20 protein-coding genes are annotated in these 21663 nt (G+C 71.9%); 7 read left to right on the plus strand and 13 right to left on the minus strand.

Features of this window, described 5'->3' with window-relative positions:
• Positions 1-2 precede the first annotated feature (2 nt).
• Positions 3-1145: a M20 family metallopeptidase gene (locus ABT324_RS22605; RefSeq protein WP_351180927.1), complete on the plus strand. Its 1143-nt coding sequence runs from the start codon at positions 3-5 to the stop codon at positions 1143-1145.
• Positions 1146-1173: 28 nt separating this feature from the next.
• Here ABT324_RS22605 and ABT324_RS22610 read toward each other — a convergent pair whose 3' ends face one another.
• The 6 genes from ABT324_RS22610 to ABT324_RS22635 form a co-directional block, all read right to left on the minus strand.
• Positions 1174-2142 (minus strand): 3-hydroxyacyl-CoA dehydrogenase NAD-binding domain-containing protein, encoded by a 969-nt coding sequence (locus tag ABT324_RS22610; protein WP_351180930.1) that lies wholly within the window; start codon positions 2140-2142, stop codon positions 1174-1176.
• Positions 2139-3236: an NAD/NADP-dependent octopine/nopaline dehydrogenase family protein gene (locus ABT324_RS22615; RefSeq protein ID WP_351180933.1), complete on the minus strand. Its 1098-nt coding sequence runs from the start codon at positions 3234-3236 to the stop codon at positions 2139-2141. Before ABT324_RS22615 ends, ABT324_RS22610 begins: the two co-directional genes overlap by 4 nt.
• A 28-nt stretch (positions 3237-3264) precedes the next feature.
• Positions 3265-4635 (minus strand): spinster family MFS transporter, encoded by a 1371-nt coding sequence (locus tag ABT324_RS22620; protein ID WP_351180936.1) that lies wholly within the window; start codon positions 4633-4635, stop codon positions 3265-3267.
• 372 nt (positions 4636-5007) lie between these two features.
• On the minus strand, positions 5008-5385 hold the full coding sequence (locus tag ABT324_RS22625) for a VOC family protein (protein ID WP_351180939.1): 378 nt from the start codon (positions 5383-5385) through the stop codon (positions 5008-5010).
• A 20-nt stretch (positions 5386-5405) separates the two neighbouring features.
• Complete coding sequence (locus tag ABT324_RS22630) at positions 5406-6293, minus strand: Vgb family protein (RefSeq protein ID WP_351180942.1); 888 nt, start codon at positions 6291-6293, stop codon at positions 5406-5408.
• Between the two features lie 388 nt (positions 6294-6681).
• On the minus strand, positions 6682-7617 hold the full coding sequence (locus ABT324_RS22635; RefSeq protein ID WP_351180945.1) for a LysR family transcriptional regulator: 936 nt from the start codon (positions 7615-7617) through the stop codon (positions 6682-6684).
• Positions 7618-7687: 70 nt separating this feature from the next.
• Between ABT324_RS22635 and ABT324_RS22640 the strand changes: the two genes are divergently transcribed.
• Positions 7688-8287, plus strand: coding sequence for a short chain dehydrogenase (locus tag ABT324_RS22640; RefSeq protein ID WP_351180948.1), 600 nt, complete (start codon positions 7688-7690; stop codon positions 8285-8287).
• Positions 8288-8395: 108 nt separating this feature from the next.
• Here ABT324_RS22640 and ABT324_RS22645 read toward each other — a convergent pair whose 3' ends face one another.
• Positions 8396-9163 (minus strand): IclR family transcriptional regulator, encoded by a 768-nt coding sequence (locus tag ABT324_RS22645; protein ID WP_351180951.1) that lies wholly within the window; start codon positions 9161-9163, stop codon positions 8396-8398.
• 67 nt (positions 9164-9230) lie between these two features.
• On the opposite strand from ABT324_RS22645, the gene ABT324_RS22650 reads away from it, so the two are divergent.
• Genes ABT324_RS22650 through ABT324_RS22665 form a run of 4 tightly spaced genes read left to right on the plus strand, consistent with a single transcriptional unit; the run spans position 9231 to position 13312 of the window.
• Positions 9231-10226, plus strand: coding sequence for a 2-dehydro-3-deoxygalactonokinase (locus ABT324_RS22650; protein WP_351180954.1), 996 nt, complete (start codon positions 9231-9233; stop codon positions 10224-10226).
• Positions 10208-10816: a 2-dehydro-3-deoxy-6-phosphogalactonate aldolase gene (locus ABT324_RS22655; protein ID WP_351180957.1), complete on the plus strand. Its 609-nt coding sequence runs from the start codon at positions 10208-10210 to the stop codon at positions 10814-10816. Before ABT324_RS22650 ends, ABT324_RS22655 begins: the two co-directional genes overlap by 19 nt.
• 40 nt (positions 10817-10856) lie before the next feature.
• Positions 10857-12005: a galactonate dehydratase gene (dgoD, locus tag ABT324_RS22660; RefSeq protein WP_351180960.1), complete on the plus strand. Its 1149-nt coding sequence runs from the start codon at positions 10857-10859 to the stop codon at positions 12003-12005.
• Positions 12006-12010: 5 nt separating this feature from the next.
• Positions 12011-13312: an MFS transporter gene (locus tag ABT324_RS22665; protein ID WP_351180963.1), complete on the plus strand. Its 1302-nt coding sequence runs from the start codon at positions 12011-12013 to the stop codon at positions 13310-13312.
• 41 nt (positions 13313-13353) lie between these two features.
• Here the strand turns inward: ABT324_RS22665 and ABT324_RS22670 are convergent, their stop codons facing one another.
• The 6 genes from ABT324_RS22670 to ABT324_RS22695 all read right to left on the minus strand — a co-directional run bounded on the left by ABT324_RS22670 (position 13354) and on the right by ABT324_RS22695 (position 20040).
• On the minus strand, positions 13354-14763 hold the full coding sequence (locus ABT324_RS22670) for an aspartate ammonia-lyase (RefSeq protein WP_351180966.1): 1410 nt from the start codon (positions 14761-14763) through the stop codon (positions 13354-13356).
• Between the two features lie 26 nt (positions 14764-14789).
• Positions 14790-14975, minus strand: a complete 186-nt coding sequence (locus ABT324_RS22675; protein ID WP_351180969.1) for a hypothetical protein — start codon at positions 14973-14975, stop codon at positions 14790-14792.
• A gap of 130 nt (positions 14976-15105) precedes the next feature.
• Positions 15106-16752: an amidohydrolase gene (locus ABT324_RS22680; RefSeq protein ID WP_351180972.1), complete on the minus strand. Its 1647-nt coding sequence runs from the start codon at positions 16750-16752 to the stop codon at positions 15106-15108.
• Positions 16749-18161, minus strand: coding sequence for a purine-cytosine permease family protein (locus tag ABT324_RS22685; protein WP_351180975.1), 1413 nt, complete (start codon positions 18159-18161; stop codon positions 16749-16751). Before ABT324_RS22685 ends, ABT324_RS22680 begins: the two co-directional genes overlap by 4 nt.
• Before the next feature lie 318 nt (positions 18162-18479).
• Entirely contained in the window at positions 18480-19391 is a 912-nt protein-coding gene (locus ABT324_RS22690; protein ID WP_351180978.1) for a LysR substrate-binding domain-containing protein, read from the minus strand.
• 49 nt (positions 19392-19440) lie between these two features.
• Positions 19441-20040, minus strand: coding sequence for a TetR/AcrR family transcriptional regulator (locus tag ABT324_RS22695; protein WP_351180981.1), 600 nt, complete (start codon positions 20038-20040; stop codon positions 19441-19443).
• Positions 20041-20164: 124 nt separating this feature from the next.
• On the opposite strand from ABT324_RS22695, the gene ABT324_RS22700 reads away from it, so the two are divergent.
• The gene (locus tag ABT324_RS22700; RefSeq protein WP_351180984.1) at positions 20165-21628 is read left to right on the plus strand and encodes an aldehyde dehydrogenase; all 1464 of its coding nucleotides are present in this window, start codon (positions 20165-20167) and stop codon (positions 21626-21628) included.
• The last annotated feature ends 35 nt before the right edge of the window (positions 21629-21663 follow it).

The raw sequence follows: 21663 nt of genomic DNA on the forward strand, positions 1-21663 counted from the left end.
GGATGCTGACCCGCGAGAAGTCAGCGGTGCGCGCGGCGGTGGACCGGGCGGCCGATGACCTGGTCGCGTTGTCCACGGCGCTGCACGCCCGGCCGGAAACGGCCTGGGAGGAGCACCACGCTGCCGCGACGGTCCCGGAGTTGCTCGACCGTCGCGGGTTTGCCGTGACCTCGGCCTACCTGGGGCTGGAAACGGCGTTTTTGGCCCGGTACGGCTCGGGGCCGCTGCGGATCGCGCTGTGCGCCGAGTACGACGCGCTGCCGGGGCTCGGGCACGCCTGCGGGCACAACCTGATCGCCTCGTCGTCGGTGGGTGCCGCGCTCGGCCTGGCCGAGGTGGCCGACGAGCTCGGCCTGACCGTCGAGGTGTACGGCACCCCGGCCGAGGAGGGCGGCGGCGGCAAGATCGAGATGCTGGACCGCGGTGCGTTCCAGGACGTCGACCTGGCGATGATGGTCCACCCGGCACCGGTCGACGTCGCGGAGGCCCGGCCGTTCGCGGTCAGCCACTCCCGGATCTCCTACCGCGGCCGGTCCGCGCACGCGGCGGCCTACCCCGAGGACGGCGTGAACGCGGCGGACGCGTTCACCGTCGCCCAGGTCGCCATCGGCCTGCTCCGCCAGCAGCTCCCGCCGAGCTCGCGGGTGCACGGGGTCGTCACCGCCGCGGGCTCGGCGCCCAACGCGATCCCCGAGGACTCCTCGGGGCGGTGGTACGTGCGCGCGGAGAGCCTCGCCGAGCTGGCCGAGATCGAGCCGAAGGTGATGCGGTGCTTCGAGGCGGGCGCCCTGGCCACCGGCTGCACGCTGGAGGTCGAGGCGGAGAGCAAGCCCTACGCCGAGTTCCGCACCGACACCGCCACCCTGGAGCACTACCGGGCCAACGCCCTGGAGCTGGGCCGCGAGTTCGCCCCGGACGGCCTGGCTGGCCGGATGAACCGCGCGTCCACCGACATGGGCAACGTGTCCCAGGTCATCCCGGCCATCCACCCCTACATCGGGATCGGCTCGCTCCCGGCCACCAACCACCAGCGCGAGTTCGCGGCGCACTGCGTCGGCCCGCAGGCCGAACGCGCCCTGCTCGACGGTGCGATAGCGCTGGCCTGGACCGGGGTCGACCGGGCAGGCGCCGAGCCCCGGCCGTGAGCTCGACGTCCCGACCCGGCCGCGGGGTTCAGTCCTCCGGTCGGGTCGGGACCTGGGTGCCGTCGCGCAGCTCCGGCCCTCGCAACCGGAAGAGCTCTTCGAACTCGCGCAGCCGCGCTGCCCGGTACTCCGGTACGCCGTCGGGTTCGTAGCGGTAGAAGCCGGCGCCGTCCTGCAGGCCCCGGCGGTGGGCCGTCATGTTCTCCTCGACCACGTCCGGGTGCTGGAAGCGCTCGCCGAGCTGCTCCGCCAGGTAGCGCGAGGCGTAGTAGAGGATGTCGCCGCCACCCCAGTCGATGAACTCCAGCGGGCCGAGCACGGAGAACCGCGGGCCGAGCCCGGCGCGCACCGCCAGGTCGATGTCCGCCGCGCTGGCCACGCCCTCCTCGACCATGCGGGCGGCCTCGTTCATCACCAGCGCCTGCAACCGCGGCACGATGTAGCCCGCCGAGGCGCCGCAGACCACCGGGACCTTGCCGATGCGCTCGAGCAGCCCGGTCAGCGCGGCCACCGCGTCCGGGTCGGTGTCCGCGCTGCGGCTGACCTCGACCAGCGGCATCAGGTCGGCGGGGTTGAGCCAGTGCGCGTTGACCACCCGGCCCGGCCGGTCGACCAGCGCGGCGACCTCGGTGACCAGGAACGTCGAGGTGGTCGAGGCGATCACCGCGGACTCGCTGACCTGGGTGCACACCCAGGCCAGCACCTCCCGCTTGACCTCGATGACCTCCGGGACCGCTTCGAACACCACGTCCGCGTTGGCCAGGCGGCCCGGCTCCCGGCCACACACCGCCAGGTCCGCCACCGCCGCGTCGTCCCCGAGCTTGGCGCGCAGCTGCTCCGCCAAGCGCTCGCGGACGCCTTCGCAGTAGGCGTCGCGCTGCTCAGCGGTTCGTTCCTTGACATCGGCCAGCACCACCGGAATGCCTGCTGCCAAGCAGGCCAGCGCGATCCCCTCGCCCATCCGGCCAGCGCCGACCACGGCTATCTCGTCGGTCACGACTTGAAACCCTCCCGCAGCAGTTGCGCCAGCTCGTACCGGGACAGCTCCGCCAGCCCCAGGGCCTCCAGCGTGCGCCCCTCGGCGTAGAGGTCGCGGCCGGTCACCGCGGAGGCGAGGCTGAGCAGGCCGAGCGCGACCGGCGTCGGCACCCCCGCCCAGCGGCCGACCGACACCAGCAGCGACAGGCCCAGCCGGGTGTCCTCCAGCATGTATCGGTGGTCGAGCAAGTCGATCTTCTCGCGCCAGTCCCCGCTGTCGGTCAGCTTCTCGTGCGCGGCGCGGCCGTACATCCATTCCTCGCCGTCGGTGGCGTAGTGGTCGGCCAGCGGGAAGTGCGGGGCGCGGTACCCGAGCGCCTCGCGCAGCGCGATGCGCTCGGCGTCCAGCGCGTCGGTGACCCTCCGGATCGACGGCTGGGTGCCCTCGTTGTGGATGTCCCAGGCCTCGAAGTGCTCCAGCGGTCCGGCGTTCATCAGGATCAGCGGCGGGTGGATGATCGGCCCGGCGTTCATCAGGGCTCCGCTGAGCCCGTCCTCGGCGGTCTCGACGCTCGGGTAGGCCTCGCGCAGCACGCGGAAGGCGTTGTCCGCCAACCGGCTTGGGAACACTCCGGTCGGCAGGCGGGTCGCGTACCCGCTGACCACCACCTCGGTGCTGCCGTGCTTGCGGGCCAGGTAGGGCAGCGTGCCCGTCTCGGCGAACGCGACCTCGGCCGCGTTGCCCGCGTCGGCCATCGCCTTGGCGAACAGCACGGAGCCGAGCGTGCCCGGCGGCAGGAACACAACCTGGCCGTCGGTGAGCAGCGGGGCCAGCCGGGCGGCCAGGTCCTGGTGGGTGGTGGAGGGCAGCGGGATGACGACCAACTCGGCCTCCCGCACCGCTTCGGCGAGGTCGGTGACCGGCTGCAGGGTGTCGCCCACCGGGACCTGCCGGGTGCCGCGGTGGTCGCGGATGGTGAGGGCGCCCGCCGAGCGAACGGCTTGGTGCGCCTGCGCATCGCGCCGCCACCACCGCACTTCGTGGCCGTGCTCGGCGAGCTCCGCCACCGCGGCCCAACAACCGTGACCGCCTCCGAGGACTGCGATTCTCAACTCGTCGAACCCTTCTCGTTTCCGGATGTCAGCTGGCCGGGACTGCTTCGTGCTGCTCGGCGTGCAGCCTTTCACGCGAGAGGCTGCGCCGGAAGTGCCCGCAGCCGCGCCACAGCAGCAGGACGGTCACCACCGAGGCGACGCCGTAGACCAGGGACAGCGACGAGCCGACCATCCGCTCGTCCCCGAAGACCCGGTCGGTGACCAGCGCGACCAGGGTGGTGCCCAGCGCGAGGCCGATCAGGTTCGAGATCAGCAGGAACATCGCCGACACCTGGGCGCGCATCTGGTTGGGGCTGAGCACCTGCATGGCGGCGGTGGAGGCGGGCATCGGGAAGGAGGCGAAGAACATCGCCACCGCCAGCAGCGCCAGCGATGCCCACAGGTTGCCGACCTGGGTGAAGGCGATGACCGGCACCGTCATGCCCACCGCGCCGATCACCCCGGCGCGCATCGCGGCGTCCGGGTGCCCGCGCTTGGCCAGCAGGTCGACCAGCCAGCCACCGAAGAGCACCCCGCTGCCGTTGGCCACCAGCACCACCACACCCAGCAGGTAGCCGGCTTCGGTGGAGGTCAGCCCGAAGGCGCGGATGTAGAACGCCGGGGTCCAGGCCATCATCCCCAGCAGCACCAGGGCGTAGAGGGAGAACCCGAGGTAGTGCATCGCGAAGGTCCTGCGGTGTCCCCACAGGAACGCGAACACATTGCGCAGCGCGACCTTCTGCACGCCGCCGTCGGCGTTGTGCTTGAGCCCCCGGCGGCCCGGGTCGCGCACGGTCAGGAACACCAGCAGTGCCAGCAGGAGCCCGGGCAGCCCGACGATGAGGAACGTCAGCTGCCAGGCGCGCACCTCGCCGACCAGCGGCAGCGCGACGGCATCGACCGACTTGAGCAGGTTGATGACGTAGCCGCCGATGATGAACGCCGCGGCGCCGCCGATGAACGACCCCAGCGAGTAGATGCCGTAGGCGCGTCCGAGCTTGTTCTTCGGGAACATGTCGCTGAACATCGAGTACGCCGCGGGCGACAGCGCGGCCTCGCCGACGCCCACCCCGATCCGCGCCAGGAACATGTGCGCGAACCCCTTGCTGAGCCCCGAAAGCGCGGTGGCCAGGCTCCAGAACGCGACGCCGACGGAGATGATCAGCGGCCGGGACCGCTTGTCGGCCAGCAGCGCGATGGGCAGCCCCATGAACGAGTACAGCAGGGAGAACGCCAGCCCGTTGAGCAGGCTGAACTGGGTGTCGGTGAGGCCCAGGTCGCGCTTGATCGGCTCGATCATCAGCGACAGGATCTGCCGGTCGACGAAGGAGAAGACGTAGGCGACCATGCAGACCACCACCACGTACCACTGGTACCGGTACGACTTCCGCTCCTCGGGAAGCATTTCGTCGGTCATCGGCCACGCCCTCCGCGGTCCCGTCCGGCCCGCCGGGGGTCGGCGGGCCGGTGTCCCGGGAACGCTAATTTCGGGTGACCTGCCCAACAACTGGGGCTTCCCTTGGCGGCGGTTGGGAACTCCCCAACCCGGCTGAGGAAATCCCCTACACCGAGACACCACCGCGAGTTGGCTCCGGAGGGCGTGCTTCGCCGAGGTGCGCGGTGAGAGGTGCCCTCAGCTCAGGACGCGAGTGAGGAGGTTTCCGTTCCGCGGGGAGGTTGCTTGCCCTGCTCGAGGTGCCTCAGGTGGTGCGAAACCGGGTTCCTCGCGTGGCGCACTGCCCGTGGCACCGCCGCAGACGGACGTCGTCGCGGAGCGCTGGTTCGTCGGTCACAGGTAGGGGCTCGTGATCAGTTCGAGGGCGTGTCCGGCGGGGTCCTTGAAGTAGACGCCGCGGCCTCCGTGGTTGTGGTTGATCTCTGCCGGGCGGGTCTGCTGGGGGTCGGCCCAGTGCTCGATGCCCTTGCGCAGCAAACGTTCATAGGCGCGGTCGAACAGCTCGTCGTCGACCAGGAACGCGTAGTGCTGCATCTGGACCTCCTCCACCGGGGGTTCGGCGAACTGCAGCAGCACGCCCTCGTGGAGCTGGATGTTGGTGAACGGTCCCCAGGACGGCGCTTCGGCCGCTTCCAGGACCTCCCGGTAGAACGCGGCTGACTCCTCGCGGTCCTTGGAGACGATGATGGTGTGGTTGAACGTTGCTGGCACGGGTTTCCTCCAGTTCTGGGTCAGTGGGCGATGCGGGCGACGGAGCCGGTCTCCAGCGCCGTCCACACGGCCCCGTCCGGGCCGATCGCGATGCCGTGCGGTTCCGAGCCCGGCGTGGGCAGGTCGTGCTCGGTGAGGTGACCGCCGGGCGAGATGCGGCCGACGCGGTTGGCTCCCCACTGGGTGAACCAGCAGTCGCCGGAGGGCGCCGCGGTGATGGCGTGCGGTTTGGCGTCCGGGTGGTGCAGGGGGAACTCCTGCAGGTCACCGCCCACGTCGAGCCGCCCGACCTTGCCCGCCGCGATCTCCACGAACCACAGCGCGCCGTCGGCCCCGCAGGTGATGCCCACCGGTGCGGCGCCTCCGGGCAGCGGGTGAAGCACCACCTCCCCGGTCAGGTCGATGCGGCCGATCGCGTCGGCTTGGTTGAGGGTGAACCACAGTGCCCCGTCCGGTCCCGGCGTGATGAACGACGGGAACGCCCCCGTCGAGGTCAGCGCGAAGTGGGTGATGTCGCCGTCGAGCGTGGCGCGGCCGATCCGGTCGGTGTTCAGCTCGGTGAACCACAGCGCCCCGTCCGGGCCCGTGCAGAGGCCGAAGGGGTTGGCGGCGGGATCGGGCAGGGCGAACGCGGTGAGCTCGCCACCGGTGGTGATGCGCCCGAGGTGGCCGTCGGTTCGGGCGAACCACAGCGCGTCGTCCGGCCCGCGGGTGATCACCGTGGGGCGGCACGACTCCGGTCCCGCCGGGTACCGGCTGAGCTGCCCGTCGAGCGTCAGCCGCGCGATCTCCCCGCTGTGCGCGAAGGTGAGCCACAGCGCGCCGTCGGGGCCGGTCGTGATGCTGTACGGGCCTTCTTCCGCCCCAGCGACGGCGAATTCCCGGATGGCGGGGTGGGTGTTCGGCATTCGGTTCCTTTCCAGCGCCGACGCGCCGGGCGTGCTGCGGGCACGCGCGCAGCCGGGCACGACGACGGGTGCTTCGAGGGGGAGGGGACGACGCGGTCACCTCGGACGTCCGGTCAGCGGACGGCACGAGCCGTGCGCACCCAGCAGCAGGGCGGGTGGCGGGGAGGATCCGGTGTGGACCGCGTTCTACGGAGCAGGAAGGGCTCCGGCGTCGCTCAGTTGATCTTGAGACGTGGACGCATGGCGGTCTCCTCAGCCACGGTGCCTCCATGCCAACGCCGTCCACCTGGCGTCGACACGCGGCACTGCCGAAATATCTACCACAGCCCGACAACGGCGTTCAACTCATTTGCGCCCCGGGGCGCCCCGGGCGATCAGCACGGGGTCCTCAGTGGACTGGTCGGTCGAGCGCGGACTGCGCGTCGTGGCTCAGGACCAGCGGCGGGGCGCTGGCGTCGAGGATCCGGGTGAAGTACTCCCGCGCGAACTGCGCGAAGGCATGGGCCCGCGGGTGCGGCTCGGCTGCCGACCAGGCGAGGGCGACCTCCACGGGCGGGGAGTCCTCGATGGGGCGGTACGCGACCTCGGGCACGTGGTGGTGGTAGGTGGTGGCTTCGGCGGTCACGCCGACTGCGTCGCCGATGGAGATCCGGGTCAGCCACTCGTCGGTGTTGGCCACGCTGATGGCGCGCGGTGTGCGGCCGGTGTGCTGCCAGATGTGGTTCGTCACGGTCGGTGCGGTCGCGCAGGCGGCGATGGGGCCAGCTGCCAGTTCGAGCAGCGTGACGGCGCTCTTCGCCGCGCGCGGGTCGTCCGCCGCGATCGCCGCGACGAGTTCCTCCGTGAACAGGGTGGTCATCGCGAGGCCGGGCAGGGGTTCCGGGGACGGTGGCGACCGGCGGATGAGGGCGGCATCGATCTCGCCGCGCCGGAGCGCCGCCACCGGGTCGTGCGGGCGGCTGAGCTCGATCGAACCCGCCTCGGCCTCCCGCCACTCCTGGATCAGGGGGACGGTGTGGCGGCCGAAGCCCGCCCAGGCCCACCCGAGCCGGAGCGGGGCCTCGGTGCGGCCCAGTTCGGCCACCGCGCCGTCGAGCTGGGCGAGCAGGTCGCGCGCCGTCGCGGAGAACCCCCGCCCGGCCGGGGTGAACGACATCTCCCGGGTCGTGCGCTCGACCAGCCGCACCCCGGTGATCTCCTCCAGCTGCGTGATCGTGCGCGACAGCGTCGGCTGGGTGGTGCCCAGGACGGCGGCCGCGGTGGTGAACGTGTCCGACTCGGCCAGGGCGACGAGGGCGCGCAGGTGCCGCAGCTCGACATTCATGCGCCCAGCGTATAACGGGTGGCGTGGCGCGTATTTCCCTTCCGGGCGAGACCGGCCCTAACGTCGGGGCATGCGGATCATCCTCGTAGGCGCAGCAGGGAAAGCAGGCCGAGCCGTCGACCAGCTCATGCGGGAGCGCGGCCACGACATCGTCACCGTCGGCCGGAGCACCGGCGACGTCCGGTGCGACATCTCCGACGAGGCGCAGCTGGCCGGGATGTGGCAGCAGGTCGGGCAGGTCGACGCGGTCGTCTCGGCAGCCGGGGAGGTGTCCTACGCGCCGCTCGGCGCACTCCGCTCCGCGGACTTCGAAGCGGCGTGGCAGCAGAAGGCCCTCGCCCAGATCAACCTCGTCCGCACCGGGTTGGAGCACGTGGCACCGCGCGGTTCCTTCACCCTGATCAGCGGAATCCCGTCGCGCGACCCGGTGGTCTCCGGCGCGGCCGCGGCCACCGTCAACGGCGCGATCGAAGCGTTCGTGCGCGCGGCGGCGATCGAGATCGCCCCGCGCCGGATCAACGTGGTCAGCCCCTCGGTGTTCACCGAGAGCCTGGCCGACTTCGGCGACTACTTCCCAGGCTTCCCCCCGGTCGACCTGGCCGACGTCGCGCGCGGCTTCCAGAAGGCGGTCGAGGGCGCCGCCACCGGGCAGGTCATCGAGCTCCCCTGACCAGTCCCACCGCGCAGCGGCCGGGTCCGCCGGCATCCGGCTGGCCCGGCCGAGGAGTGCGTGGCCAGCGCCGTGCAGCGAAATCCACTGCGGCGCGGCACTTCTCGGTCAGCTGGCCCGGTGGCCCAGTGCGGCGGAGATCCGCTGGGCCGCGCGGCTGACCACCTTGACCAGGCCGCGCATCCGGGCCGCGGGCATGTACGGGCGGGTGGCCGAGACGCTGATCGCGCCCACCACGGCACCGGTGGCGTCGCGGACCGGGGCGGCCACGCAGCGGATGCCCGGCTCGTTGTCCTCGTTGTCCATCGTCACCTGCGACGCCACGTACTCGCGCATCCGGGCGGTGAACGCCTCGACGTCGTCGTTGGCCAGTGCGGGCTCCACCGGGGTTTCGGCCCGGTGCAGCGGCTCCCACTCGTGCGGTGAGTCCAGCAGCAGGGCCATGCCGACGCCGGTGCGGGTCAACGGCATCCGGTGCCCGATGCGGGAGCGCATCTCCGCGCCACGCGAACCGGGCAGCTTGTCCAGGTAGAGCACCGACGAGCCGTCGCGCACCGCGAGGTGGACGGTGTCCTGCAGCTGCGCCGACAGCTCCTCGAGGACCGGCCGGGCCACTACCGGCAGCGGGTTGCCGTGCAGGGCCTGGAAACCGAGTTCGATGAGCGTCGGCCCCAGCGCGTAACCGTCGCGTCCGGACCGCACGTACCCCTCGCTCACCAGCAGCTGCACCAGCCGGTGCGCGGTGCTGCGGCCCAGGCCGGTCCGCTCGACGAGACCGCGCAGGTCGGTGGCGCCGTCGGCCACCGCGCGCACCACCGCCAACCCCCTGGCCAGCGTCTGGGTGCCCGGCGGAGCAGCGGATTCCTCGGTAGGCATGGCCACTGATCCTACATATGGGGACCGTGTTCGCATTATCGGGAACCATCTCGCAGAGTTGGCGCCCATGACCGACGTCCGCCGCGCCGCGAGCCTGATCGCGCTCGACTGGGGAACCTCCGCGCAGCGCGCTTGGCTGCTCGACCGGGACGGCGGGATCCTCGACGTCCGCCGCCCCGACCAGGGCTTGCTGGCCACCACCTCGGGCATCGACGTCCGCGACGTCCGCGAGCGGGAACGCGCCTACGAGGCGGCTTTCTGGTCGGCCTGCGGCGACTGGGTCACCGCGCACCCGGACCTGCCGGTGATCGCCTGCGGCATGGTCGGCAGCGCGCAGGGCTGGGCCGACGCCGGGTACCGCACCGTGCCCGCCGACCTGCGCTTCGGCGCCGATGCGCTCGTGCCGGTGCGGCACCGCCGGGGAACGGTAAACCTGGTGCCCGGCCTGCGGGTCCCGTCCGCCGAGGGAGTGCCCGGCGACGTCATCCGCGGCGAGGAGGCGCAGGTCATCGGTGCGCTGGAAGCGCTGGACGACCCCGCCGAGGCCGTCACCCTGGTCCTGCCCGGCACGCACGGCAAGTGGGTGCGGGTCGAGGGCGGCGAGGTGCGCTCGTTCACCACGGCGATGTCCGGCGAGCTGTTCGGGTTGCTGACCGCCGACGGGATCCTCGCCCGCACGGCCACCGAACCCCGCCGCGACGACGAGGCCTTCGCCCGCGGCCTGCTCGCCGGGCGCTCGCGCGGCTTGGCCACCGAGCTCTTCGGCGCCCGTCCGCTGGTGCTCGACGGCCTGCTGGCCCCGGCGTCGGTGCCCGACTACGTCTCCGGCGTGCTCATCGCCGACGAGGTCGCGCACCTGCTGCCGACCACCGGCCCCGGCCGGGTGCTGCTGTGCGGCACCGCGGACCTGTGCCGCCGCTACCAGCAGGCGCTGGCCGCGCACGGCGTCGTCCCGACCGTCCTGACCGAGGACGTCGCGGCCCGCGGGCTCTGGCGGATCGCGCGCACGACCGGACTCCACCAGCCCGAAGCACAGGAGGAGCAATGCACGGCAGCGGACTGATCGCGATCCTGCGCGGCGTCACACCGGGGGAGGTGCTCGGCATCGGCGAGGCGCTCGTCGACGCCGGAGTCGATGCCATCGAGGTGCCGCTGAACTCGCCGGACCCGTTCACCTCGGTCGAGCGGCTGGCCGGGGCCTTGGGGGAGCGCTGCGCGGTGGGCGTCGGCACGGTGGTCGACGTCGCCGACGTGCCGCGCGCCCACGCCGCCGGGGCGCGGATCGTCGTCGCACCCAACACCGATCCCGCGATCATCGCCGCGGCGGTGGCGGCGGGGATGCGGCCCTACCCCGGGGTGGCCACGCCGACCGAGGCGTTCACCGCGATCGCGGCCGGGGCGCGGCACCTGAAGTTGTTCCCCGCCGACGCGGTGGGGATGGCCGGGATGAAGGCGTGGCGGGCGGTCCTGCCGCCGGACGTCGAGATGCTGCCGGTCGGAGGGGTGGACGAGACCAACCTCGCCGCGTGGGCGGCGGCCGGAGCGGGCGGCGCCGGGCTCGGCTCCGCGCTCTACCGGCCCGGGGACACCCCGGAACAGGTCGGCACCCGCGCGGTCGCGATGCGCCGCGCCTGGGCCGGTGCCGCTGGCTGAGCCGGCACCGAGAGCACGAGACAGAGGGAAGACGCACCAGATGAAGATCACGTCGATGACGACATACCAGGTGCCGCCGCGCTGGCTGTTCCTGAAGATCGAGACCGACGAGGGTGTCGTCGGCTGGGGTGAGCCGGTCCTGGAGGGGCGCGCCGCCGCGGTGGCGGCCACCGTCGAGGAGCTCTCCGACCACCTCATCGGCCAGGACCCCTCGCGGATCGAGGACATCTGGACGGTGCTCTACCGCGGCGGCTTCTACCGGGGCGGCGGCATCCACATGAGCGCGCTCGCCGGGATCGACCAGGCGCTGTGGGACATCCGGGGCAAGGCGCTGGGCCTGCCGGTGCACGAGCTGCTCGGCGGCCGGGTGCGGGACCGGATCAAGGTCTACTCCTGGATCGGCGGTGACCGCCCGGCCGAGACAGCGCAGGCCGCCCGCGCCGTGGTCGACCGCGGTTTCACCGCGGTGAAGATGAACGGCACCGAGGAGCTGCAGTACCTCGACACCTGGGCCAAGGTCGACCAGTGCGTGGCCAACGTCGCCGCGGTGCGCGAGGCGGTCGGGCCGGACATCGGCATCGGGGTGGACTTCCACGGTCGCGTGCACCGGCCGATGGCCAAGGTGCTGCTGCGCGAGCTGGAGCCCCACCGGCTGATGTTCGTCGAGGAACCGGTGCTCTCCGAGCACCTCGACGACGTCGCCGACGTGCTGACGGGCTCGCCGATCCCGATCGCGCTGGGGGAGCGGTTGTACTCGCGGTGGGACTTCAAGTCGGTGCTGGCCTCCGGCGCGGTGGACATCGTCCAGCCGGACCCGTCGCACTGCGGTGGCATCACCGAGGCCCGCAAGATCGCGCACATGGCCGAGGCCCACGACGTGGCGCTGGCGCTGCACTGCCCGCTGGGGCCGATCGCGCTGGCCGCCTGCCTGCAGATTGACGCGGGTTGCTACAACGCCGCGATCCAGGAGCAGAGCCTGGGCATCCACTACAACACCTCCAACGACCTGCTCGACTACCTGGTCGACCCGGCGGTGTTCACCTACTCCGCCGGGCAGGTCGCGATCCCGACCGGCCCGGGGCTGGGCATCGAGATCAACGAGGAGTACGTGGCCGAGCGCGCCGCCGAGGGCCACCGCTGGCGCAACCCGGTCTGGCGGCACGCCGACGGCTCTGTGGCGGAGTGGTGAGCGCGATGACCGGGACCGCCACCGCGGCGCGGGCCACCACCGCCTCCCGCGCCCGCGTGCTCATCGCGGTGCTGCTGTTCGGCACCGTCGTGATCAACTATCTGGACCGCTCGAACCTGTCGATCGCGTTGCCCGCGATCGCCGAGGAGATGGAGCTGTCCACCGCCCAGCAGGGGTTGCTGCTCTCGGCGTTCGGCTGGACCTACGCGGCGGTGCAGATTCCCGGCGGCTGGTTGGTGGACCGGATCCGGCCGCGCGTGCTCTACCCGCTGTGCCTGGTGCTGTGGTCGCTGGCGACGCTGTTCATGGGCATGGTCGGGGGGTTCGTCGCGCTGATCGTGCTGCGGCTGATGGTCGGTGCGTGCGAGGCACCGGCGTACCCGATCAACAGCCGGGTCGCTGCGGTGTGGTTCCCGGAGCGGGAGCGCGCCACCGCCATCGGCTTCTACACCTCCGGGCAGTTCATCGGTCTGGCGCTGCTGACCCCGGTGCTGTCCTGGTTGCAGGCGGCGGTGTCCTGGCACTGGGTCTTCATCCTGACCGGCCTGGTCGGGATCGCCTGGGGCGCGGTCTGGTACTTCGGCTACCGCGAGCCCCGCGAGTCGCGGGCCAACGCCGCCGAGGTCGAGCTGATCCGCTCCGGCGGCGGCCTGGTCGACCTGGTCGACGAGCAGCCGCGGCGGGCCCGGATCACCCGCGGCGACCTCGCCACGGTGCTCGGGCGGCGCAAGCTGTGGGGCATCTACCTGGGCCAGTTCTGCCTGACCTCGACGCTGTGGTTCTTCCTCACCTGGTTCCCGACCTACCTGGTGGACTACCGCGGGATGGACTACATCAAGTCCGGGTTCCTGGCCTCGCTGCCGTTCGTGGCCGCGCTGGTCGGGGTGCTGGCCTCCGGCCTGGTGTCGGACTTCCTGTTGCGGCGGGGCGCGTCGCTGGGCTTGGCCCGCAAGGCGCCGATCATCATCGGGCTGCTGCTGAGCACGCTGATGGTGGGGGCGGGCTTCACCGACTCCACGGCGCTGGTGATCGCGTTCCTGTCGGTGGCGTTCTTCGGCAACGGGCTGGCCTCGATCACCTGGTCGCTGGTCTCGGCGCTGGCGCCGGAACGGCTGCTCGGGCTCACCGGTGGGATGTTCAACTTCATCGGCAACCTGTCCTCGATCGCGACGCCGATCGTGATCGGCTTCCTGGTCACCGAGGACAGCTTCACCCCGGCCTTCGGCTACATGACCGTGGTGACTGTCGCGGGCATCCTGTCCTACGTCCTGCTCGTCGGCCGGGTGGAGCGGGTCGCCGAGCGCTGACCAGGAGGTCTGGGGCCCCGCGCGGGCCCCGGACCCGGGTGTCAGCCGAGGGGCCCGCCGGTGAGGGCCTGCGGTGCGGTCAGCGCGCTGAGCTGCTCGTCGGTCAGCAGTCGCCGTTCCCGCACCAGCTCCAGCGCGGGACGGCCGGTGCGGTGCGCCTCCATCGCGATGGTGCACGCGGTCTCGTGGCCGAGGGCGGGGCTCAGCGCGGTCACCAGGCCAGCGGAGGTGGCGACCATGCCCGCCAGGTGCTCGCGGTGGGCGGTGATGCCGCGCACGCAGTGCTCGGTGAGCACGCCGACCGCGGCGGTCAGGTGGTCGAGGCCCGCGGTCAGGGCCCGCGCGATGATCGGCTCGAAGGCGTTGAGCTGCAGCTGCCCGCCCTCCGCGGCGAGGGTGACGGTGACGTCGTTGCCGATGATCTCGAACGCGACCTGGTTGACGACCTCGGGGATGACCGGGTTGACCTTGCCGGGCATGATCGACGACCCGGCCTGCCGGGCGGGCAGGGTGATCTCGCCGAACCCGGCCTGCGGGCCGGAGGAGAGCAGCCGCAGGTCGTTGCAGATCTTGGAGGTCTTCACCGCGACCCGCTTCAGGACTCCGGACAGCTGCACGAAGACGCCGACGTCCTGGGTGGCCTCGATGAGGTCGGGCGCGGAGACCAGCGTCGGAATGCCGGTCAGCTCGCGCAGGCGCGCCACGGCGAGCTCGCGGTAGCCGGGGCGCGCGTTGAGCCCGGTGCCGATCGCCGTGCCGCCCAGGTTGAGCTCGTGCAGCAGCAACCGGGCCTCGGCCAGGCGCTGCTCGTCCTCGCCGAGCGTGGCGGCGAACGCGCCGAACTCCTGCCCGAGCGTCATCGGGACCGCGTCCTGCAGCTGGGTGCGGCCCATCTTGAGGATGTCGGCGAACTCCACGGCCTTGGCGGCGAACGCCTCCCGCAACCCGGCGAGCGCGGCCAGCAGCTCGGCGAGGTGGCTGTCCAGCGCGAGCTTGACGGCCGTGGGGTAGACGTCGTTGGTGCTCTGGCCCAGGTTCACGTGGTCGAGCGGGTGGAGCGCGGAGTGGTCGCCGCGGTCGTGGCCGAGCAGCTCCAGGGCGCGGTTGGCGATGACCTCGTTGGCGTTCATGTTCGTCGAGGTCCCGGCCCCGCCCTGGACGAGGTCGACGACGAACTGGTCGTGCAGCTGGCCGCCCCTGATCTCGGCGCAGGCCTGCGCGATGACGTCGGCCCTGGTCTGGTCGAGGGCGCCGACCTGCGCGTTGGCGCTGGCCGCGGCCTGCTTGACCGCCGCCAGCGCGTTGATCAGGTGCGGGCGGTCGGCCAGGGTCTCCCGCGTGATGGGGAAGTTGACCAGGGCGCGCGCGGTGTGGGCGCCGTAGTAGGCGTCCGCGGGCACGCTGATCTCGCCGAGCATGTCGCTTTCGGTGCGCGTCGAGGCGTGGGACATCGTCGTCCTTCTCGGGAGAGGTGGTGTCAGGGGGTGTGGTGGGCGGTCGCGCCGTCGCTGCTCGGTTCGCTGGCGAGCAGGCGGGTGAGGTAGTCCTCGCGCTTCGGGGGCCACACGTTGAGCAGCTCGGTGAACTGGTCGGCGAGGTCGTCCACCCAGTCACCGCCGGGGACCGCGGCGGGGTGGGCGTGGTTGCTGTGGTGAGCAGTCACTGCTGGCCCCTTCCCGCTGGTGGTCGTGGTACGGATCGGCGGTGCCACGGATCCAGCGTGGGCCAGGCAGCGACTTTCTGTCCAGTAGAGGTTTCAGGACCAATGCATCGGAATGATCTATGCAGCGAGCTCAGGCGCGGTGCACGACCTGGCCGCCCACCAGGGTCAGGACCGTGCGGGCGGCGCTGACCTGGCCCCCGGACAGGATCGGCCGGTCCAGCAGTGCCAGGTCGGCGAGCATGCCGGGCGCGATCCGCCCGACTTCGCCCTCGGCGTGGTTGGCGTGCGCGGAGCCCGCGGTGTAGGCCTCGAGCGCGACCCGCAGGTCGATCGCCTGGGCTGGCTCCAGGGGGACGGTCAGCGCCTCCTCGCCGACCGCGTGCGGGTCCTCCGGCGGCCCGAGCCGGGTCGCGGCGGTGTGGACCGCCCACAGCGGGTTGGGGTCGGTGACGGGCCAGTCGCTGCCCATCGCCAGGCGCGCGCCCGCCCGGTGGAGGTCCCCGAAGGGGAAGTGGTGCGGCTGCCTGCCGGGTCCGAGCAGGGGCAGCTTGCGCTCCACGATCTCCTTGTCCCGCCGTGCCCACAGCGCCTGGATGTTGGCGGTGGCGCCGAGCTCGGCGAAGCGCGGGACGTCCTCCGGCGCCACGACGTCGAGGTGCGCGATCTGGTGCCGGTTGTCATGACCGGGGTTGGCCTCGCGGGCGGCTTCGAGCGCGTCGAGGCACTCGCGCACCGCGCGATCACCCACGGCGTGCAGGTGGACCTGGAACCGGCGGCGGTCGAGCTCGGCGCAGATCTGCTGCAGCTGCCCGGGGTCGATGAACGACATCCCGGTGGACGAGCCGTGGTGGGCGCTGCCTGCGTAAGGCTCCAGCATCGCGCCGGTGCAGTTCTCGCACACCCCGTCCTGCATGATCTTCACCGAGGTGGCGCGGAACCGGCCTGCGCTGCTGGTGGCCCGCTTCTCCTCCAGCGCGGCGATCTGGTCGAGACCCTGGTCGGCCGACCACCACAGCGCGCCCACGACGCGGGCGGTGAGGCGTCCGTCGCGGGCGAGGGCGCGGTAGGCCGGGAGCGGGTCGGGCAGCCCCCACAGCGAGCCGACGCAGGCGTCCTGCCAGCCGGTGACGCCCAGCGAGTGGAGGTGGGACTGCGCCGCCAGCAGCGCCGATTCCACGAACTCGGCGGTGATCGGCGGCAGCAGCGAGGTCACGAGGTCACCCGCGCTCTCCACGAGCACGCCGGTCGCGCGGCCGTGGTGGTCGCGGTTGATCCGGCCGTTGCGCGGATCGGGGGTGGTGTCGTCGACCCCGGCCAGCTCGAGGGCCCGGCTGTTCGCCCAGACACCGTGGCCGTCGTGGCTGACGAACACCGCGGGGCGGTCGGGCAGGACCTCGTCCAGGAAGTCCCGGTGCGGCAGGCCGCCGGGGAAGGTGTCGCCGAACCAGCCGTTGCCGCGGATCCACTCGAGGTCGGGGTGCGCGGCGGCGTAGCAGCGGATCGCCTCCCGGTACCGCTCCGGCGAGTGGGGCAGGCCGGACAGGTCGCAGGTCAGCAGCTGGACGCCAGCGGCGAGCGGGTGGACGTGCGCGTCGGTGAACCCGGGGAGGAGGGTCGCGCCCCCCGCGTCGACCACCTCGGTGCGCGGTCCGGCGAGGTGCGCGAGGGGCTCGCGGTCCACCGCGCTGATGCGGCCACCGGTGACCGCGACGGAGGTCGCGCCGGGCACCCCGGAGAAGACCTCGGCGTTGACGATGACGAGTTCGGGGGTGGTCACTGCGCCTCCTGGGGAGTTCGGGTGCGGCGTGCGATGGGCAGGAACAGCCCGCCGGAGACGACGAGCCCGACGAACCAGGCCAGGTCGATGCCGCCCAGCGCCTCGGCGACCGGTCCGGTGTAGAACGACAGCACGGCGAAGGGCACCTGCACGGCGAGCCCGACGAGGTACACGGCCAGCGCCGGGACGTTCCACGTCCCGTAGGGACCTCCGTCGGCGGCGAAGAACGCGCCGACGTCGTAGTGCCCCTGCTGGACGATGAAGTAGTCGACGAGGTTGATGGCCGACCACGGGATGAGCACGTAGAGCAGCGTCGTGATGAAGTTGGTGAACGAGGTGATGAACCCGTCGGTGGCGGCCAGCGCGACCACCGCGCCGACGACGTGCACGAGCCCGGAGGTGACCAGTCGCCCGCGCAGCGCGGGGATCCAGCCCGACCGGAACGTCTGCACGAGGGTCAGCGCGTTGAGCGTGGCGCAGTAGACGTTGCCGGCGTTGCTGAGCCCGGAAGCCAGCGCGAACCCGATCAGCACGATCGTCGCGAGGTCACCGGTGAGCGCGCCGAGCCCGCCCATCACGTCGTCGCCGTGCGACACCACGCCGATGAGGCAGCCGAGGGCCATGACCACGAGCGTGCTGAGCACGGAACCGCCGTAGGTGGCCCAAAATGCCGGTTTCGCACCGGACCTCGCGGGCAGGTAGCGGGAGTAGTCCGACACGTAGGGCGCGTAGGCGATCTGCCAGACCGCGCCAACCGCGATCATCGAGACGAAGCCGGTTGCGGTGAAGTGCCCGGACGAGAGGCTGTCGGTGGGCACCCCGGAGGCCAGGATCCACCCCGCGGACAGCAGCACCAGCAGTCCGATGACCACTGCGCCCAGCGTGATGACCGCCTTGATCAGGCGCAGGCCGAAGACGGTGATGACCATGCTGGCGACGGTGGCGCCGATGATCGTCGCCGCCGGGTCGACCGAGGGGAACGCGCTCCGCAGGGACTGGGCGCCGACGATGAGGTTGGAGATGAAGAAGCCCGCGAACATCACGGTGGCCACGAGCACGACCAGGGCCGCGCCCTTGGTGCCGAACTGCGCGCGGGCCTGGATCATCTGCGGGACGCCGAGCCGGGGGCCCTGGGAGGCGTGCAGGGCCATGAAGACCCCGCCGACCAGGTTGCCGACCACGATCGCCACCACCGCCCACCCGAAGGGCAGCGCGAAGACGGTCGTGGCCAGCGCGCCGGTCACGACGGTGAGGGGCAGCATGTTGACGCCCAACCAGATGCCGAACACCCCGAGCGCCGAACCGGTGCGCTCCGCGTCGGGGATGGGGCCGATGGTGTGGCGCTCGATCAGGGCTGGGGAGGATTCGCCGACGGCGTCGGCGGAGTGCGTGTCGCTCGTGATGGCCACGGCGGAATCCCTTTCGCACGACGGGTGGGGCGGTGTTCGGAGGGGGAGTGGCGGAGCGTTGCGGCCGCGGAACGTGTGGTGCCTGGGCCGATCGTGGGTCCACTATTGGAGTTCACCGGGCGCGGATAAAGCGGATATTTCCGTGGTTCTGCATCGGCTCAGCTGATCCAGGCGGCTGTTCGTGCGCGCGCCGGTGCACCCGGCGAACGGGTCATCTCCGCCGCTGGGTCCAGCCTGCACCGACCGCTCGCACACGAGGGCGCGGTCCGAGGATTCACTTGTACTGCAGGTCAATTCGCGTGAAGGTCCACAGTGGTCTCAGTGAGCGTACCGGGTGCGGCACAGCTCCCGGAACTCCTGCGCCCGCCGGGTGAGGCGGACGCCGTGCATTGAGGCCACCACGACGTTCAGCGGCGGGATGTCGTCGGTCAGCGCCAGCGTTACGGCTCGCGCCCCCGCGTAGGTGGTCTCGGTCGACGGGCGCTGGTTGAGCAGTGCGAAGCCGTGGCCGTGTGCGACGAAGGCGCGGACGGTCTCGAAGCCACTGGTGCGGTGACGGATCGGTGGCTGCACGCCCGCGTCGCTGAGCACCGACTGCAGGTACTCGCGGCTGTGCGGCAGGTCCAGCAGCACCATCGGCTCGTCGGCCAGCTCCTGCAGCGAGACCTCGGGGGGTTCCCGCCGCGCCAGCCAGTGGTCCTCGGGGACGAGGACGTAGGGGGACGCGGTGCCCACGACCTCCCGGTCGATGTCGTCGCCCAGGTCGTAGCCGTACAGCAGGGCGATCTCCGTCTCGCCCGAGCGCAGCGCGGCCTTGAGCGCTCGGTGCTCGCCTTCGCGCAGGGACACCTGGACCTTCGGGTGCTTGGCCTCGAACTCCGCGAGCAGGCCGGGCAGCCGGAACGGCGCGAGCGTGGTGAAGCAGCCGACCGTCAGCGGTCCGACCAGGTCGGTGCCGGACTGCCGGGCGGTCTCGACCAGTTCCGCGCCGTGCGCGAGGAAGTCCAGCACCCGCCGGTAGAACGCCTCGCCCGCCGTGGTCAGGCTGAGCCCGCGGGCGTGGTGGCGCAGCAGGAACTGCACGCCCATCTCCTTCTCCAGCTGCGCGATCGCGGTCGACACCGCCGACTGGGAGACCATCAGCTCCTTCGAGGCGGCGGTCATGCTGAGGTGCCGGGCCGCGGCCTCGAAGTAGCGCAGCTGCACGAGGGTGAAGGAGGGCTCGTTCATGGGTGCGTCCTGTCGGGTGGGTGCGGGGTTCTCGGCGTGGGTCGTCCGCTCATCTCACGCGACCGGTGGCCTGCCACGCGTACTCGGTGAGCAGGTGCTCGGCGGTGCTGCGCTCGACCGAGGTGTTGTTGCTCATCAGGTGCAGGCCGAGGCCGTCCTCCAGCGCCACCAGCGTCTCGGCGATCTCGCGCACCGGCCGGGACAGCGTGAACTCGCCCGTGGCGCGCCCGACCTCCAGCACCGACCCGTAGAGCGCGACCTCCCGGTCGTACAGGCCGGTCATGAGCGCGGCGTGTGCCGAGCTGCGGTCGGCGAGCTCGTGCATCTCGTAGAGCACGCAGGCGACTTCGTCGTCCCGCCCGGACGGCAGGCCGGTCTGGATGGCCGCGGCGAGCTTGTGCTCCGCGCTCCGGGCCGCCTCGACGGTGTCGGCCCGGTGCCGGTAGAAGCGGTCGGCCACCGTGCGGTGCACGTCGAACATCAGCTCGGCCAGCTCCGGGTAGTGGTAGAGCACCGAGCCCGGGGAAACGCCCGCTTCCGCCGCGATGTCCCGGATGCGCACCTTGTCGCGGCCGTGCTCGTTGATCGCCCGCAGCGCCGCGTCGATGAACTGCTCCCGGCGTGCCTGCTGCGTCCTGGTCCGTGTCACGTTCGCCATTATTGATTCCCTGGTTCAAATTTTGCAATCTACTCGCGAGCTATTGACATGGGTATTTGCCGAAGCTTTGAATCTGCGTTCAAAGTTTCCCGCGAACAGGAGAGCCATGTCGGCAATGACTTACGAGCAGTGGCGCGAGGCCGCCGCGGGGATCACCCCGCGCACCGCGGCCTTCGTCGGCGGCGAGTTCACCGCAGCGCTCGACGGCCGCACCTTCCCGACCACCAACCCGGCCACCGGCCGCACCCTGGCCGAGGTCGCCGAGTGCGGCGCCGCCGACGTCGACGCCGCGGTGTCGGCCGCCCGGAAGTGCTTCGAATCCGGCGCCTGGTCCGCCGCCGCCCCCGCCGAGCGCAAGCAGGTGCTGCTGCGCCTGGCCGACCTGATCGAGGAGCACCGCGTCGAGCTCGCCCTGCTCGACTCGATGGACATGGGCAAGCTCGTGACCGACGCCCACGAGATCGACGTGCCCGGTGCGGCGGGCCTGTTCCGCTGGTACGCCGAGGCGATCGACAAGTACTACGGCGAGATCGCGCCGACCGCGGCCGGGGACCTCGCCCTGGTGCGGCGCGTCCCGCTCGGCGTCGTCGGCGCGGTCGTGCCCTGGAACTTCCCGCTGGACATGGCCACCTGGAAGCTCGCACCCGCGCTGGCCGCCGGGAACTCGGTGGTGCTCAAGCCCGCCGAGCAGTCCCCGCTGTCGGCGCTGCGGCTGGCGGAACTGGCCGCGGAGGCCGGGCTGCCGGACGGGGCGCTCAACGTCGTCCCCGGCCACGGCGAGACCACCGGCCGCGCGCTGGGCCTGCACCCCGACGTCGACTGCATCGCCTTCACCGGGTCGACCGCGGTGGGCAAGCTGTTCCTGCGCTACGCCGCCGAGTCCAACCTCAAGCAGGTGTGGCCGGAGTGCGGTGGGAAGAGCCCCAACGTCGTCTTCGCCGACAGCGACCTGGACGCGGCCGCCGACGCGGCGTGCGCGGGCATCTTCTTCAACCAGGGCGAGGTCTGCTCGGCCAACTCGCGGCTGCTCGCCGCCCGCGAGATCAAGGACGAGCTGGTCGCCCGGATCGCCGAGCGGGCCGCGGCCTACGCGCCCGGCGACCCGCTCGACCCGGCGAGCCGGATGGGGCCGCTGGTCGACCTCACCCAGGCCGAGCGGGTCGCCGAGTTCATCGCGGCCGGCAGGCGCGAGGCCAACCTGGTCACCGGTGGAGGTCGGCGGGACTGCTTCGTGGAGCCGACGGTCTTCGACGACGTCGCACCGGGATCGCGCATCGAGCGCGAGGAGATCTTCGGACCGGTGCTGTGCGTGACCGCCTTCGACGACGAGGCGGACGCGGTCCGGCTGGCCAACGACAGCCGCTACGGCCTGGCCGCGTCGGTGTGGACCGCGGACCTGTCCCGCGCCATGCGGGTCTCCGACGCGCTGCGCGCCGGAACCGTCTCGGTCAACACCGTCGACGCGCTGAGCCCGCTGACCCCGTTCGGCGGCTTCGGCCAGTCCGGGTACGGGCGCGACCTCTCGCCGCACGCGATCGAGAAGTTCACCGGACTGAAGACCACCTGGATCAAGTACTGACGGTCCTCCGGGCCACCAACACCGACAACGCAGGG

Source organism: Saccharopolyspora sp. NPDC000359, assembly GCF_040300525.1.
Classification (GTDB): Bacteria; Actinomycetota; Actinomycetes; order Mycobacteriales; family Pseudonocardiaceae; genus Saccharopolyspora.